The organism is Simkaniaceae bacterium (genome assembly GCA_021734805.1).
In the GTDB taxonomy this organism is placed as follows: Bacteria; Chlamydiota; Chlamydiia; order Chlamydiales; family JACRBE01; genus Amphritriteisimkania.
This window is the reverse complement of the sequence record JAIPIG010000035.1, coordinates 1-15,833: the sequence shown is the minus strand read 5'-3', so window position 1 is coordinate 15,833 and position 15,833 is coordinate 1. Positions and strand designations below refer to the sequence as shown.

Sequence of the window (15,833 nt, the reverse complement as noted above, 5' to 3'; positions counted from 1 at the left end):
GCCGGCGCACCGATGGTCGATCGGGCCGAAGGCCCTTTACCGAACCGACGCGCTATTGACAATAGGCAGAGGTGAGGTAAATCGATCAAGCGGGGATGCCGGCGACAAAAAAAACAATTCTTGAATGACGAGCGGTATATTCAGCATAAAGGCAAGAAATATTTTTTTAAGGGAAAGCCTTGACTTTTAGCGATTAAAATCGTAAAGTCTTGATCATGTTTTTGCCCGGGTGGTGGAATTGGTAGACACGCCAGACTTAGGATCTGGTGCCGCAAGGTGTGTAGGTTCGAGTCCTATCCCGGGCATTTCACTAGAGACATTTTCAGAGATGAGAATGTTTTCACGTTTTTTCATTTTCTAAGTTATTCGTAAGATAATCGTCAATGTCAGATGCCAGACTTTTTCCAATATTTCCACACGGAAACCCGTGCGACTCGATTCTTGAAATTGTTTTTCGGATTAAGGAAGCTCGTCTTGAAATAAAATCACAATGCTCCCCCAATTCGACTCGATTAAACTCACTTCGATCTCTTCTTGAGGTTCAACGACATAATGGACTGTTCTTTTCACACCGTTATATTTGGGATCTTTAAGTTTTAAGCTGAGAGATTGATTTTTGCTAATATTAACAATAGCAACAGTAGGTGGATTTTTTGTAAACCCATTGCCTGACCAACGATCAAAAAACACTTCGGTTGACATTTGATCGGCACTTTTAAAGCTCCCTTCATAAAAAAGCGTTTGATCGTCAATACCGACAACCGTCAATATGTATTGGCCTTGAACATTGTTTGTTAAAACAGCATTTTTAGCATGTTGGTAATAAATGGTTTGCATTGCATTTGCATCTACACAAAACCCCTTCATCGCTAAACATACGGCACCGATCAAAATAGCTTTTCTGAGCATATAAAAAAAACCTCGTTGTCATTAACTCTATATTGCTCATAGCAAACTGTGATATTTCAACAAAGTTTTTCTATTATTTTTTTGGATTTTAGTTTAGTTTAGCTGGTTTTAATCAACGGATTAGCTAAACATGGACATTTCGGAATTGCCCCCATATACCTATTTTCAACGACTAAACACCCTTTCACAAGAGTTAAAAGCCCCCTATATCGTCATCTCAGCCGTTGGAATTAGCGCTCTATCGATTTTAGCCCTTTATTACACGCATCAAATGTTTCATTCTATCTATGAAATTTCTAAGTTTCGCAACACTCAATGGCGCTCCTTTTTAAAAGCTGAAATTGTAAAACTAGAAACCGGAGTTGATCAAGCAAAAAAAATCTCACTCGAAAGCAAAAGCTCTTATGAGAAAACCCAAGGTGAGTTTAATATACTTAAAAGTCAAATAGAAGAGATTGTAGAACAACATCTTAAAGCAACTAAAGAAGCTGAGGAAAGAGACCGGTGGGTGATTGATGCCCCAAACGCTCTTAATACAATGGCACAAATTTATCTTGATACGCAAGCCGCTTCAACACGGATATCAGAAACATATGTCTTGGCTTCCAATGAGCTCAAAGAAAAACTTACAGAAGCACAACACCTCACCCGGTCTTACACGGCTATTCAAATACGACTCAAAGAAAATCACGATCGGCTTTCTGCTTTATCTCGCAAATATGAAGGCCAACTAGTTGCAATGGAGAGGTTAAAGGCCTCTACTGAAGACAAATGCACTGAAGTTCAAAAAATATCAGGAAAAGCAGCTCAATCGGTAAGGCACACTCAATTGACCTCTTCTGCGGCACGCGCCTCAAAGGGGCGCGATGCACATGCTGTTTCTTCAGCAAGGACGGCAGGGCACAAAAGTAGACGCGCTTTAAATCGAGCTGAAAAGGCGCAAGCTGAAGCCAAAGAAACTCTTCATGCCACGCTCTCCGAATATGAAAAATTGACTCTTCTAGCCGGAGAAATTGAGGAGCTAAAAAGCTGCAATTCAGAACTTGAATCTCAGTCTATCAATGCAAAAGAAAAGCTAGAGCAAGCAAATAAGACTTGTCAGGCAGCTCAAGAAAAATGCAGTGATTTAAAATCACTTGCCGATGAAGCGCGTGAAAAAGCAATAACGACCTACACTCAATATGAGCTAGTACACACAAGAGCAATACACGCCAAAAGCAACGCTGACAAAGCACATCTATATGTAAGGGAAATAAAACAAAAACAAAGTGAACTTGTGAAAACAGCCAATAAAGCCAAAGAAGAGTGTGAACAACTCAAAGAACTCGCTTCGACGGCAGAGAGCGCATTTCAAAGATTACTCCACCGGCACAGGCAACATATCCTGTTATGTTGAGCTGCCGGCTGTTGCATCAGAAGACGCTTCCGGATGATCTTTAAAAACCGGGTGTGAATGCAGCTTATCTAAAAGCGCATCAAGAGTTATTCGCTTTTCAGGATCGACTTTAAAGCAACCGGATAAGATCTTATATACCCACTCGCCATATTTTTCGGACTCCTCACATGCGTAATATTCATCTTCAAGAAGACTGTATTTCCAAGCTTCGTCAACTATTCCCTGGTCATACACATCTTCTGATTTTAAAAGCTCGAGTTCAAAGGGGTATTTTTCTCGACTGAATCCGGCAAATAACATACACCCTAAAGCCCATACATCCATTTCAGGTGAAAGCGCTGCGCTACTGTTCCAAATCGTGTGAGCTATTTTATCGCGTGAAGGCCCTATAAGCTCAGGCGGAGCGGACCAATTTGTAGCTGAATAAAAACGGCCCTTTTCTCCTGCACAATCAAAATCCCCTAAGAAAGGCTCCCCATTTTTTAGAAAGACATTATCCAATTTGATATCGCCATGCATAATCCCATGGGAATGCAATTCCTTAACTGTCAGGACTATTTTCTCAAACATCTTTAAAAAAGCTTCTGTTGAGATTTTTTCTCTTAAGGGATCCCCTACCAGAACATTGAATAAATCAGCATCATACAGCTCAGTCGCAATGATATGATTCGCATTAAATACACCCAGTGATGTTCCGGAGGAAATATACGTAAATAAATGTTTGACGATATTTTTAACCTTTAAAGCCGACAGCAATAGATTAACAACATTTTCATTCTCAAATCGAACATCTTTGCCATTAATAACAATAAACTTTTCAGCCCATGCTTGAGAATCACAACTTCGTTTTGCAACAGCTCCAAGCCGAGCCCTTTCAAGGTGCTCATATCTAATCGGAGCACCGGACAAAATCATTTGTCCATAATCATTGACTATTTTAGGAACCTCTATTTTTCCAATACCGCGAGATATAAATGAAGGAGATGTCAACCCCTGCCTCACAGCTAATAGATAGCCACAGAAAAAATCAGCCTTTCTTGCATCGCGCATAAGACTAAGACTAAGGTCATCACTCACTCCTTCAGCAGATAGTTGGCTACGAAGCCCTGTAACCATATCTTTAAAAAGACCACCTAAATACGCAGTCTCGACTGAACCTAACCGTTCGGGAAGCCAGACTATAACAGTCAAACCCCTACTGATAAGAGGGCGAGCCTCTCTTTCTCTTTTTTGCGCTGCGGTGCGCTCAAAATTGCTCATCACATTCGTTAAAGGCCCGCATCTACGGATAAGACTGGTAATCCCCCCGTCTCTTTTTTCTATCAGCTCAAGATCACTCTCTAAATCCCCTGCAGGCAAAGCCCTCAGTAAACTCGCGCGCACTGCATTAGCCATAATGTTCTCTTTTAGTGTTAAAAAGTGGGAACATTTTACCTCATTGAGGTTTTTAAATCCTTTTAAATTTGAGGAAGGGGCTAGAAATAGATTTTTTGATTCATTTTAGATATGCTTTTATTGCTAAAGCCCTTGTTTTTAATCGCTTAGCATTAAACATCTATTAGCTGCTAGACAGAGGGGGATATATTTGCTATGAGGGGGATTTAATCACATGACGAGACTATAGCCTCATGCAAAAAGTTTATTTATGCCGTCACGGCGAGACAGAATGGTCCAAAACCGGCCGTCATACAAGCTATACCGATCTTGAACTGACGAAAAACGGTGAAAAAGAAGCTGAGCTTTTAAAGAAAAAAATTGCTCATCTCTCTCACTTAAAAACTTTTATCAGCCCCCTCAAGCGCGCCCGCCAAACGGCCGCAATTGCCTCCTTTAAAGGCGTTGTACTTGATGATCTTTCCGAGTGGAATTATGGCGAATATGAGGGGATGACAACAGCTGAAATCCGCAAAATCGAACCCCGGTGGAATATTTTTACGCATGGGGCACGCGGAGGAGAAAGCATCGAAGCAATACAAGAAAGAACTCAACGCGTGATTCATCTGATCAAACAGCAAGAAGAAGATGTCATTTTATTTTCATCAGGTCATTTTACTCGGGCTTTAGCTGCAAGCTGGATGGAAGAATCGATAGAATTGGGACGTCATCTGGTCTTATCAACGGCGAGCTTATCCGTTTTAGGCTATGAACACGATTATCCGGCTATTCTTTGCTGGAATCACACATAATTATAAAGTAGGTAGAAATCACCATGGCTGCACTTTCACATGAAGATCTACAAAAAATGCCCATTGAAGAGGTCATCAAGCAACAAAATGTCAAAGTCGATCTCGGATTAGGCAAAGAGGAGGCAAAGAAGCGCCTTGAACAATTTGGTCCTAACGCCATTGAGGAAAAAAAAGTAAGCCGATGGAGAAAGCTATTTGCCTTTTTCTGGGGCCCCATCCCTTGGATGATTGAAATAGCAATGATTTTGTCCGGCCTTCTCGAAAGGTGGCCCGACTTCATTATGATTGTAGCCCTATTGCTGATTAATGCGGCACTCGGATTTTTTCAAGAATTTAAAGCCGAAAATGCCATCGACGCCCTAAAGCAAAAACTCGCCCTTAAAGCACGCGTTTTAAGAGATGGAACATGGATCGATATTGAATCTAAAGAGCTCGTCCCCGGAGATATTATTGCCCTTAAACTCGGTAATATTATTCCTGCAGATGCCAAGCTCTTATCCGGTGAATACCTCTGTGTTGATCAAGCAGCGCTCACGGGAGAATCCCTTCCCGTTAATAAGAAAAAAGGCGATATCGTCTATTCGGGAAGTATCGCCAAAATAGGTGAAATGACGGCCATTGTCATGCAAACGGGAATGAACACCTTCTTCGGCCAAACAGCCAAACTTGTCGACACGGCAAAAACAACTTCGCATTTTCAAAAAGCCGTTGTTAAAATTGGCAATTTTCTCATTTGGACAACCCTTGCCGTAGCAGCTGTGATTCTTGTGGTCTCCTTATTTCAGATCGAAGTATTTGATACCATTCATGAAAAAATTGGAAAGCTAGTCATCTTCATGCTCGTTCTTGTGATTGCGGGCATCCCCGTGGCCCTTCCGGCCGTATTATCCGTCACAATGGCGATCGGCGCGAATCGAATGGCAAAATTTAAAGCGATTGTTTCTAAATTGATCTCAATCGAAGAACTCGCCGGCATGGATATTCTCTGTTCAGATAAAACCGGAACACTCACGAAGAATGAACTGACACTTGGCGACATCCTTCTCAAGAGTGGCAAAGATGCACAAGAGGTAATTCTAACAGCCTCTCTTGCTTCTAAAGGAGGTGAACATGATGCAATTGACGACGCAATTATAGGGAAACTCGAAAAAAAAGAGGCGCTCAAAAACTATCAAATTTTAAAATACACTCCCTTTGATCCAACAAGTAAGCGAGCAACGGCCTTAGTCAAAGACTCAACCGGGCAAACCTTTGAAGCGACAAAAGGAGCTCCTCAAGTCATTTTAGAACTCTGCAGTCCCCACGATCGCCTTAGAGATGATATCACAAATGATGTCCTTCAACTCGCATCGCGAGGGTATCGCACCCTTGGGGTTGCTAAAAGCAATTCACAAGGAGGCTCGTATGAATTTCTAGGGCTAATCCCCCTCTTTGACCCTCCCCGTGAAGATACGCAAGAGACGATAGAGCACATTCGCGATTTAGGGCTACAGGTTAAAATGGTCACGGGAGATCATACGGCCATTGCTAAAGAGCTTGCAGGAAAACTCGGCCTTGGGAGCAATATCTATCCCGCAGAAGAAATTCTCTCAAAAGACGGCAAATTTACACTTGAGCAAGACGAACTGATTGAAAAAGCCAACGGGTTTGCACAAGTTTTTCCCGAACATAAATTCGGAATTGTCAAACACCTTCAAACGAAGGGCCATATTGTGGGGATGACAGGCGATGGCGTGAATGATGCGCCTGCACTTAAGCAAGCCGATGTCGGTATTGCCGTCTCCAATGCAACAGATGCAGCTCGAGCAGCTTCAGATCTCATCTTGACCCAACCCGGATTAAAGGTGATTTCTTATGCAATTGATGAATCGCGCCGCATTTTCGGGCGAATGAAAAGCTATGCTATGTACCGCATTAGCGAGACGATCCGCTTACTTCTCTTCCTTCTCCTATCAATGCTCATTTTTCACACACCTCCCCTCTCGGCTATTATGATCATTTTAATCGCCCTTCTCAATGATATCCCCATCATGATGATCGCCTATGACCATATGGAAATCGAACCCCGTCCCGTTACATGGAATATGAGGGAAGTTTTTTCGGTTGCCACTATTTTAGCCGTGTGCGGTGTGATCTCAACCTTTGGCCTCTATTGGATTGGCGATCGTTTTTGGCATTTAACGGCATCACAATGCTCCTCTCTAGCCTTTATGGGCATCTTGTGTGGGGGCAATCTCACCATCTATCTTACCCGCAATGTCCACTATGTTTTTTCCGCTCCATTGCCCGAATGGCGCTTTGTGATCGCAACGCTCTTCTCACAAGCCGTTGGAACTCTCGCCACCGTATATGGTTGTGGAACAGAGGACTTTGTAGGGATTGGCTGGGAATACGTTGGCTATTCTTGGCTCTATTTAGCCGCTTCTTTCACCCTGTTCATTGCCGTAAAGGAACTCATTTACCGCTCCTTCGCACTACGCCCTGAACACAAAGAAAAATTTCATGAGCAAACATCTAAAAAGATAGGATAAACAACATGTCTCCACAAGAGCTCCACTCTCTTATTTCCAACATTCCCCTTGTTCTTTTTATCTTGGCTATTACCATTTCAATCCTCTCTCTCTTCATTAAAAAAAAATCCTTCAATCTCATCTTGCTTATCCTCATCTCAGTCGGCACCCTTTTTAGCTATTTTTCAATGATAACGGCAGAGAGCGCAGCTAAAGCTATGAAAAGTGAGCCACAAGATATTATCGGCCTTTTCACCTCGCATCAATCCCTCGCTAAAGCCGCTCTATACATCGCAATCGCATCTCTAATCCTATCCCTCATTCAAACGCTCTTCAGCTTCTTTCAATCGGGCAAAATCTATCGTATAGCCGCATTTGCCACCCTGCTCCTTTTGATCATCGTTACTTTCATCAACTTTCAGCTCGTCAGAAAAGCCTACCAACTCATTCATATCGAGGAAAACTCGATGCACTCCGTTCCAAAAAAACCTCCCGCCCCTTATATCGAAGCTGAAAACCACGAAAAATAATCTCTCGTCTGCCAATAGTCCTGCTTGAAAATAATACTCATGTTTAGGTTATTATAGCCCCCAATTTAAATTGAATCAGGTCAGTAATGGCATCAATCAGCCCCGCTACGACTTCGACATCCTTTAGCCCTATTTCTATGGAGGATGCAACATCCTTGCTTGATGATTGTTCTGCAATTAAAATCCAGAAAATTTGGCGAGGATTTAGAGATAGAAGAGAAGTCAAAAAATTAGCGCGGCATGTCCTTGAGTTTCCACTTTTTCAGCGCGCAATTGAATATATCCGAGCCGATTTATGCTCTCTTCCTCGGGCAGCAGTCGGAAAAACTCCCGTCTATCTCCCCAAAGAGCATCCTATTGCGATTAAAGATCTAGGCTCAAAAAAAGCGAATGATCGTTTTAAAAGAATAAAACAAGCGCGCCGGCTTTGTGAAATAAATGGCTTTCATCGATTAGTGATCCCTAAATGTCGAATTTACCACGACGCTCTGATCGAAAACCGCCTCCCGATTGACCCCTATGATCTCAAAGCTCAATTATGCCTATATGCGGAACATAAAGACAAATTCACTGAAGCCGTCAAAGAGTTAACCCACCTCCTCTGTCAAGCTCGGCTCAAACATATCACAACACGCTATGGAGACGGGTTCCAATTATTATCCGAACGCTCTCCCATCGGCCGCTATGACAATCTCCCTCTTTTTTTAGAAGATGGTATAGGGAAAATTGGTCTCATTGATTTAGAGCGCTTTTCTTTAGAAACACCCCAAGTCCAAAAGCATGTTGAAAGCGCTTGTGAAAATCTCATTCACCTATTTCCCCATCACTTCGATGCTATTATGGATATTTCAAAAAGCTACTGTTCGGGCATTACTTTTTTTTACGCGTTATTTAAAACATACGGAGATGATGCGCTACATCGCCTTCATATTGTATATGAATCCCACCTGGAGTTTATCTTAAACCAAGGGATTACTTTGACAGAACCACAGACAATTGTATTGCCGGCCCCGGAGCAAAAAGAGACGATTGTAGGACATGTTTTTAATGAGGCCAAATATAACTACAAGCTACATCCCTTTGTTAATCCCCTGTTTGGCAATCACTCAAAAGAGGCTGAAATACACCTTGTCACTGCAATACAAGACACCATCGATGCAATACCGGTATTTTTTAGAGAGGTTTTAGAGTACCAACTGAGCGAATACGCCTTTCCTATGGATTCCTTCTACCAACTGCTTACCTGCCGAACGCTGCGCTATAAGACCCCTTCTCTATACATACCATTCCTCGAGGCCCAAACCGCCCGCTTTAAGAGTCAATTGGGATTAGAAATAATCGATCCAATATCCGTAGATTGCATCATTCACCTTATTTTAAAAAGATTTCAAGCAGAGGAGTTAATTGCCTTTCATAGTTGCAGTTTTGTTTTTTTTGATCGAAAAATAGATTACAAAGAACATGCAGGCTGTTTGTTTATTTAACTCAACTTTGCAAATTTTTGGGCCCGCCTGACTCGTCTATTTGCTCTCGGACGCTTGGCCTCCGTTCAACGAACTATCAAGCCATTGACCATAAGAATTTTAACAACCACAGAGGGCGCAGAGTACACAGAGAGAGAGAAAAGCCAAGAAAATGCGCATTTTGTGACTCTGCGAGCTCTGTGCTCTACGGTAAAAACTAATAATGAGTATGTTAGGTAAAAATGAATTACGCAATTAACATATGAATGTTTAGCTGTTAACTAATTATTATAATTGATATAATATCAGTAATTTTAAATTAAAAATCGAATTAATAAAAAAAACTTCAAGCCTACGCTTACAAAAAAGGAGAAATCATGGCAGCAGCAAACATTGGAACCGATTTATCTACTGCTCTTTGGACTATATATGATGCATTCCTTAAGGCTCATGAGGCCGCTACTTCCCATGCGCACTCCGCGGAAGATGACGCTACATCCCAATCAGCAACATGTAGCCCGGCAGGAGATATTTCACGCTCACGCACTGCGCTCACAGATGTAGAAAGAGCGACAGCACGACATGAAATCAGCCGTATGCAGACAGACTCTCTCATAGTACATACGACTCCCTTAAGTGACCAAAGAGTGGTTGTTATCAAACACGCGAATGAATTAGAAGAAGTGAATAAGACAGCAAGGGCAGCCTTTCTAGGCATTAGCCCAAAGGTTTATTTCACTCACAAAGTCCCCGTAGAAAGAAGCTATTTTCTCGTCATGGAAAAATATGATATGGATCTTCATGATCTTGCTACCGACTCGGGCGTTGATTTTATGACACGGCTCAAAGTCAGCTTCCTTTTTGCTTCTCTTGTCGCACGCAGTCATGAAGTGCTTGGGCCGCATGGCGATATCAAACCTGAAAATGCCGTTTGTTCAAAAGAGAAAGATAACGTTCGTCTCATCGATCATCAAGCAGGAGAAGTCCGCTTTACTCCCAATTATCTCTCTCCCGAACGAGCCGATAAAAGAGTTCGCAATTGCCTCCTAGACAAAGATGAATTACTGGCTGATGATGTCTATGCAACAGCACTTACCGTATTTGCTGTCATCACGTCAAATGGCTTAGATGCCTTCTATACTTGTACTCAATCTCATCAACGCAAAGCGCTCACTAGGCTTTTCAGAAACAGAAGTAAGCCCGAATATATGCCACGCAAGATGAGAGGAATTCTTTCTTTAAATACAATAGTCCCCGAGTCATTTAAAGAAAAAATAGTTTCTACACTCTGCGGCGCATTTCTTCCACAAGAAAGAAGGATTTCTTCAAAAACCTTAGCCGAAGGAATCCACAAGCTGTTATCCCCTGATTGCGAACATCCCGGTTCTCACGTCGCAGCAGCAGAAGCTACCTCAGTTTAGTTGCGCATATTCCCGGATAACAAGGTCTTTATATTAAAAGAATTACACCCCTCTAGCTAGAACAGAAACCAAGCGGGGGAATCCCTCCGCTCTAAGCGGGGATAAAATGTTAAAAAAAATGACCCTTATAACCATTATAAATGATATAATAGGACTTTAAAACAATATTTAAACAAACAAATGCAGAGTATTTTAAGTTTATTTCAAACAAGTCCATCCGCTCCCGATAGAAGAGAAGAGTCTTTAAGTTTCATGGGGCACCTTATTTTTGAATCGACCTTTAATGAGGGCGTCACGCCTCCCGTTTTTTTTAAATGTGTATTAATGGGCAGGATAGAGTGGATTAAACATTGCGTGTACAATGGAATAGACCCCCGCACCCCCCAAGGAGCAGATGGCTTATTGGGTCTGCACCTCAGCGCAGGAAAAGGTCATCAGCTCGCCGTAAAGTTTTTCCTAACTCAAGGCGTAGATATTGATTCCGGAGCGACCACCGGTAATACGCCTCTCATTTTAGCCGTTGTGAATAAACAAATCGGCATCGTTGATTTCTTACTCCACAATGGAGCTAATCCAAATATAAAAAATAAAGATGGTAAGACGGCACTTCATTTTGCCACTCTTCAAGGCGATGTTGAATATGTCGCCCGCCTATTAGAGGGTAGAGCTGACTTATTTGAAGAAAATCATTCGCATGATAATGCCCTACAGCTTGCCGTCCATACAAATCATTTGGATATTCTTTGCACTATGCTCAATCACATTGAGTGCCCTGAAAAAAGGCAGCTGCAATTAGATACCCTTCTAATCAAAGCCGTTCGATCGAATCAAAAAGATATGATTCTTTTTTTATGTCGCGCAGGAGCCAATGTTTTTTTTAGAAATTCGGAAGATCTATCCTGCCTGACTCTAGCGGCTAGAATGGGCAACATTGAGATAATCGCATTATTATTATCTCATCTCCCGGACGAAGACATTAAACAGAATGAGATTGATGAAGCCTTTCAATATGCCACTGAATTCGGGAAAATCGAGGCCCTTGAGCTTTTACTACCCTTGATTAGCTCACCTGAAGCTCATGATAAAGATGGATTTACCCCACTGATGCGATCCATTATGCATAATCATTATGAGACCGCCCGGTTTCTCTTAGAAAAAGCGCATTGCAACCCAAACACCTTTAATCGAGAAGGATATCATTCTTTACATATTGCTATTAAGTATATGAGAACAGAATATATCGATCTGTTACTGTCACATGGCGCTGACACCACTCTGCGCTCCAAAGCCGGCGAAACGCCTTATATGCTATTGAAATTAATCGGTATCGACTACCCCTCATACGCCGGATTTAGGGATGAGTTTGGACTACAATTAAAAAGATATGCCCAACTCCATGGGATCGATCAGACTTTTTCTCTTTCGGATGGGGGTTCTATTCGCGGTAAGTCTTATTTTCCCTTCTTTCATTTTGATCGGGAAGAGATCGCTACACTTATCGATCCAAAAATCATGGATGCATTCGAAGCCTATGGCTTTTCATCCAACATCATTCTAGAGCGAGCTAAAAAGGGCCTGCTCACAATTATCCCAACAGGCATCGTCGGCCACATGATTTATCTTATAATTTATAAAGACTTGTTATTCGTATGTAACAAGGGATATGGAGCACAAGGTGACGACCTCTTTGAAGATTATCGCATTTTTAAATGTTATCACATTAACCCCGACAAGCTTAATGATGCTATCCTAATCGAAATGCAAAAGATAAACAAAGATAAAAAAATAACCGTTTGTGATTTTTTCTATACGGAGCTTCCCCTACAACTATCGCCTCGAGGAGAAATAGAGGATCTTTCCGATCTATTTTCTTCTCAAAAGCTCAAACGACAAACCGCAGGTAATTGTTCGATTGCCTCTAAAAAGGTAGCAATTAGAGCCGCTCATGCCGCACTGCAATATGAAAAAGATGCATTAGCTACTCCGGAAAGCTGCGCTATAGTCCATGTAAAATCAAAGTATGCAACACAAATGCTACGCCACATCGCAGAAAAAAAGCTTCTAACCGCTATCAGCGATGAATCTATTTCACCACCGACCGATTTAATGGAAATCATGCATGAGAAATGCCACAAACGATGCGTTAAGGTCAATGCATTGCTTGAGGAAATCGTTTTACCCCATCTGGAAACCGACTGCATTTATCGCGAAGAGTGGGAAAAGCTTTACTCACGTTTAACTGATCTTCAAGCCCGCATTAGCGCTTCTCCCCTATATACAGACAAAAAAACAGGTAATAGATGAACCCCTCAAGCCTAGGCTCCGGCCCCATTTCTCATGGAATTATCCATTCAATCCCACAAAACACCCCCTCTTCGACATCTCTATCCTTCACTCACATCCTAAACACATTTGCTACAGGCCAAACAAAACCTATCCTTACCCCACTATCGCCCCGCGATGTCGTTTCATCCCTTGATGAAGGGAAATATAAACTTACGCTGACAAAAAATAGCTCATCAGGGCAGATTTACGTACAGCTTCATAAGCATGAAGAGGAGGCCTCAGCCTCTCACCGCAGCCTGCCAACCATTTTTGCAATCCCTTCCGAGAATGCTCATCGCATCTCATCTTCACCCTTTTTTGGAGCATTGATTAACCAAATCGAAGACATTTCCGCCCCTATCATCAATATCACTAAAGATGAAGAGCATCTCAACACACACGACAGCCACCCTCTGGCACTACTCCTACACTATGCCGATCCGGAGCATTACACTTTTGAGCTCAAGCCTTCAAAGCTTTCTTTCTATCAAGAACTTTTTGACTCTACAGGCTGCTACTCCTTTATTTCTCCCTCTTTTCTAGAAGAAATACTCTTATACGGATCAAAATCACCCGAAACAAAAAATGAGTGCTTGAAATTGCTCTTAAGCATTCTTGAAGTCAACCCGAAGGACCGAAAATATCACACTATCTTCTCAAACTTTTGTCGTGACTATATTTCTCATAATGGAATCAAAGCGGCTACCACCTTCTTTTCTTTTCCTGAAAGAGCAGCTCTATGCCACAACGTTTCTCAATTAAACTTTTCCCATCTTAGATTCTACTCTGAACATGCATTTGAATTTCTCAAGCTTTTCCCAAATTTAACGACACTTAATGTCTCACGCACAGGCATCGCCTCCCTTCCTAACACTTTGACAAAATTGACTCGATTAGACATCTCTGGAATTAGAGGATTTAATGCTAACTCCTTAAGACCCTGCATTGCTCTTAAAAAACTTCTTGCCTCATGCACAGGCATCACCTCCCTTCCTGACACTTTGACAGAATTGACTACATTAAATATCTCGTACAATAGCGAATTTGATGCTGCGTCCTTAAGACCCCTCAGGAATCTTACTGTTCTTCTTGCCTCAAACACAGACATCACCTCCCTTCCTGACACTTTAACAGAATTGACTCAATTAGACATCGGCGACAATAGCGAATTTGATGCTGCGTCCTTAAGACCCCTCAGGAATCTTACTGTTCTTCTTGCCTCAAACACAGGCATCACCTTCCTTCCTGACACTTTGACAGAATTGGCTCGATTAGACATCTATGGTAATATCGGATTTGATGCTGCGTCCTTAAGCCCCCTCAGGAATCTTACTGTTCTTCTTGCCCCAAGAACAGGCATCACCTCCTTTCCTGACACTTTGACAGCCTTAATTGACCAAAGCCTTGACTCTACTCGAGATATACCGGGCTTGGTCAGATCTCGTATTTTACAAGCCTCTAATCTCGGTCGAGCAGATGTTGTTGAATTCTACCTTCAGAGATATGCTATTGATAGAGCGCTCCAGTCTTCTGCGATTTCACGAGCTTCAGGACCACATAGGGAGCGCATTCAAGCCCTACTTCGGGGGGCTCGCATTGAAGCGCTGATCGATGTGATTGATACTGAGCGTCTCGGTCAACACTTGCCGGATGGAACAGTTTTTTGCACCTTTGATCATGTTAAAGCCAACCCATTGCACTATTTCGAAAGAATTCTGGAACATGGATTTCCCACGTACGTCCGCCTTATTGATAATCCGCACGCGATAGATCATAGTGGGGTGACAAAACAATTTATCACAACGCTTGTAGCAGCTCTTGTGACCAAAAGGGCATTCCCTATCGGGGATACCAATCTACCGCAAGTCTTAAGTGAACCGGATAAACGAAAACTAGCCGACTTAGGAAAATTCTACTCTCTTCTTCATGCACGAAACGAAGAAAACGCCCGTAGTTATGAACCACGCGATCCAAGAAGTCAGCCTTTGGTGATTGGAGCATTATTTGATCATAAGTTCTTTGAGATGCTGCTTGCAACGAGGGAATCACATGACACCGATACAAAAGAAAAGGCGATTGCATCCCTTCTTGCCTCTGTTGATTCAACCTTCAATCCTTTGAAAGATATCATCCTCGATCCGTCTGAAGAACATCAGAGTGCATATGCAGCGATTGCTATGTGCAAAAACGACGAAGCCTTAGCGGCTGCAAAAGAAGATCTAATCCCCCATACCGCTGCCACTGAGGCCTTCCTTGAAGGGATGAGCCTAGAGCTAAAAGAGCTATTTATCACTAAAGGACCGGAAGAGTTTGCAGAAACACTTCAAGGATCACCCGTCTCAAAAGAAGCGCTTTTAGCATCCATTTGCCCGGAAGGGATTGTCACTGCTGAGGAGTTAACATGGGTTTTAGAAAAAATTGCTTCTTCCGATAAGGAATGGAGAGTGATCTTTGTAAAAGGTATCACCGGAAATAACATGCTCTCCCCCGGTTTGAAGATCAAAATCCGCCTCTCTAACCGATATGGATTTGAAATCCACACTTGCTTTAGCTCAATCGACATGCCAATAGGCACAATGAGCAAAGAAGCCTTCCTCAGAGATTTAGATAAAGTCACTTCTGCAGAAGACTATACCACCGCTTGACATCCTCCTCGCCAAGGTCAATGCATTGCTTGAGGAAATCGTTTTACCCCATCTGGAAACCGAGTGCCTTTATCGCGAAGAGTGGGAAGAGCCCTACTCACGTTTAACTGAGCTTCAAGCCCGCATTGGCGCTTCTCCCCTATATACCGAATAAAGGCCCCAAACTACAGCCTTATTCCTTAGATAAACTCTATTTTAAAAAACTGTTGTAATTAACATTCAATGTTTAGTTTTAATTAAATATTAAAATTCTCGACTTTGCAACTTTTAGTTGCCTAACTCAAGCAGCCTGAAGTACCCGCCTCACTATCTCTGTACAGGACAAAAAATTTACGCGCATTTAAGTACCTAATTTAAAGCATGTTAACAAGTTAATGGCTCGCAGAAATCCCTCTATTTTTTTCTCTATAGAGGTCAGAAACGACCGTAAATAATCCAAGCCCAGCCT

10 protein-coding genes and 1 tRNA gene are annotated in these 15,833 nt (G+C 42.2%); 9 read left to right on the top strand and 2 right to left on the bottom strand.

Annotated features, from left to right (window positions below):
• Positions 1-223 precede the first annotated feature (223 nt).
• A tRNA-Leu gene (locus tag K9M07_07030) sits at positions 224-305 on the top strand.
• Positions 306-459: 154 nt separating this feature from the next.
• On the opposite strand, the gene K9M07_07025 is transcribed toward K9M07_07030, so the two are convergent.
• Complete coding sequence (locus tag K9M07_07025) at positions 460-909, bottom strand: hypothetical protein (protein MCF7852975.1); 450 nt, start codon at positions 907-909, stop codon at positions 460-462.
• A 130-nt stretch (positions 910-1,039) separates the two neighbouring features.
• On the opposite strand from K9M07_07025, the gene K9M07_07020 reads away from it, so the two are divergent.
• Positions 1,040-2,305, top strand: a complete 1,266-nt coding sequence (locus K9M07_07020; GenBank protein MCF7852974.1) for a hypothetical protein — start codon at positions 1,040-1,042, stop codon at positions 2,303-2,305.
• On the opposite strand, the gene K9M07_07015 is transcribed toward K9M07_07020, so the two are convergent.
• The gene (locus tag K9M07_07015) at positions 2,297-3,700 is read right to left on the bottom strand and encodes a protein kinase (GenBank protein MCF7852973.1); all 1,404 of its coding nucleotides are present in this window, start codon (positions 3,698-3,700) and stop codon (positions 2,297-2,299) included. The genes K9M07_07020 and K9M07_07015 overlap by 9 nt on opposite strands.
• 233 nt (positions 3,701-3,933) lie before the next feature.
• Here K9M07_07015 and K9M07_07010 point away from each other — a divergent pair, with 233 nt between their 5' ends.
• The 7 genes from K9M07_07010 to K9M07_06980 all read left to right on the top strand — a co-directional run bounded on the left by K9M07_07010 (position 3,934) and on the right by K9M07_06980 (position 15,385).
• Positions 3,934-4,491, top strand: a complete 558-nt coding sequence (locus K9M07_07010; GenBank protein MCF7852972.1) for a histidine phosphatase family protein — start codon at positions 3,934-3,936, stop codon at positions 4,489-4,491.
• 23 nt (positions 4,492-4,514) lie between these two features.
• Positions 4,515-7,022, top strand: a complete 2,508-nt coding sequence (locus tag K9M07_07005) for a plasma-membrane proton-efflux P-type ATPase (GenBank protein ID MCF7852971.1) — start codon at positions 4,515-4,517, stop codon at positions 7,020-7,022.
• Between the two features lie 5 nt (positions 7,023-7,027).
• Entirely contained in the window at positions 7,028-7,531 is a 504-nt protein-coding gene (locus K9M07_07000; GenBank protein ID MCF7852970.1) for a hypothetical protein, read from the top strand.
• 86 nt (positions 7,532-7,617) lie between these two features.
• Positions 7,618-9,015 carry an IQ calmodulin-binding motif-containing protein gene (locus K9M07_06995; GenBank protein ID MCF7852969.1) on the top strand — a complete coding sequence of 466 codons (1,398 nt, stop codon included), beginning with the start codon at positions 7,618-7,620 and terminating at the stop codon, positions 9,013-9,015.
• A 356-nt stretch (positions 9,016-9,371) separates the two neighbouring features.
• Positions 9,372-10,415 carry a hypothetical protein gene (locus K9M07_06990; protein ID MCF7852968.1) on the top strand — a complete coding sequence of 348 codons (1,044 nt, stop codon included), beginning with the start codon at positions 9,372-9,374 and terminating at the stop codon, positions 10,413-10,415.
• Positions 10,416-10,595: 180 nt separating this feature from the next.
• Positions 10,596-12,719 carry an ankyrin repeat domain-containing protein gene (locus K9M07_06985; GenBank protein MCF7852967.1) on the top strand — a complete coding sequence of 708 codons (2,124 nt, stop codon included), beginning with the start codon at positions 10,596-10,598 and terminating at the stop codon, positions 12,717-12,719.
• A complete protein-coding gene (locus K9M07_06980) occupies positions 12,716-15,385 on the top strand; it encodes a hypothetical protein (GenBank protein MCF7852966.1) in 2,670 nt (889 codons plus the stop codon). Before K9M07_06985 ends, K9M07_06980 begins: the two co-directional genes overlap by 4 nt.
• The last annotated feature ends 448 nt before the right edge of the window (positions 15,386-15,833 follow it).

Excerpts from the sequence above, each read along its gene's own strand:
- K9M07_07025 (MCF7852975.1), bottom strand. The coding sequence starts at position 909 with ATGCTCAGAAAAGCTATTTTGATCGGTGCCGTATGTTTAGCGATGAAG.
- K9M07_07020 (MCF7852974.1), top strand. The coding sequence starts at position 1,040 with ATGGACATTTCGGAATTGCCCCCATATACCTATTTTCAACGACTAAAC.
- K9M07_07015 (MCF7852973.1), bottom strand. The coding sequence starts at position 3,700 with ATGGCTAATGCAGTGCGCGCGAGTTTACTGAGGGCTTTGCCTGCAGGG.
- K9M07_07010 (MCF7852972.1), top strand. The coding sequence starts at position 3,934 with ATGCAAAAAGTTTATTTATGCCGTCACGGCGAGACAGAATGGTCCAAA.
- K9M07_07005 (MCF7852971.1), top strand. The coding sequence starts at position 4,515 with ATGGCTGCACTTTCACATGAAGATCTACAAAAAATGCCCATTGAAGAG.
- K9M07_07000 (MCF7852970.1), top strand. The coding sequence starts at position 7,028 with ATGTCTCCACAAGAGCTCCACTCTCTTATTTCCAACATTCCCCTTGTT.
- K9M07_06995 (MCF7852969.1), top strand. The coding sequence starts at position 7,618 with ATGGCATCAATCAGCCCCGCTACGACTTCGACATCCTTTAGCCCTATT.
- K9M07_06990 (MCF7852968.1), top strand. The coding sequence starts at position 9,372 with ATGGCAGCAGCAAACATTGGAACCGATTTATCTACTGCTCTTTGGACT.
- K9M07_06985 (MCF7852967.1), top strand. The coding sequence starts at position 10,596 with ATGCAGAGTATTTTAAGTTTATTTCAAACAAGTCCATCCGCTCCCGAT.
- K9M07_06980 (MCF7852966.1), top strand. The coding sequence starts at position 12,716 with ATGAACCCCTCAAGCCTAGGCTCCGGCCCCATTTCTCATGGAATTATC.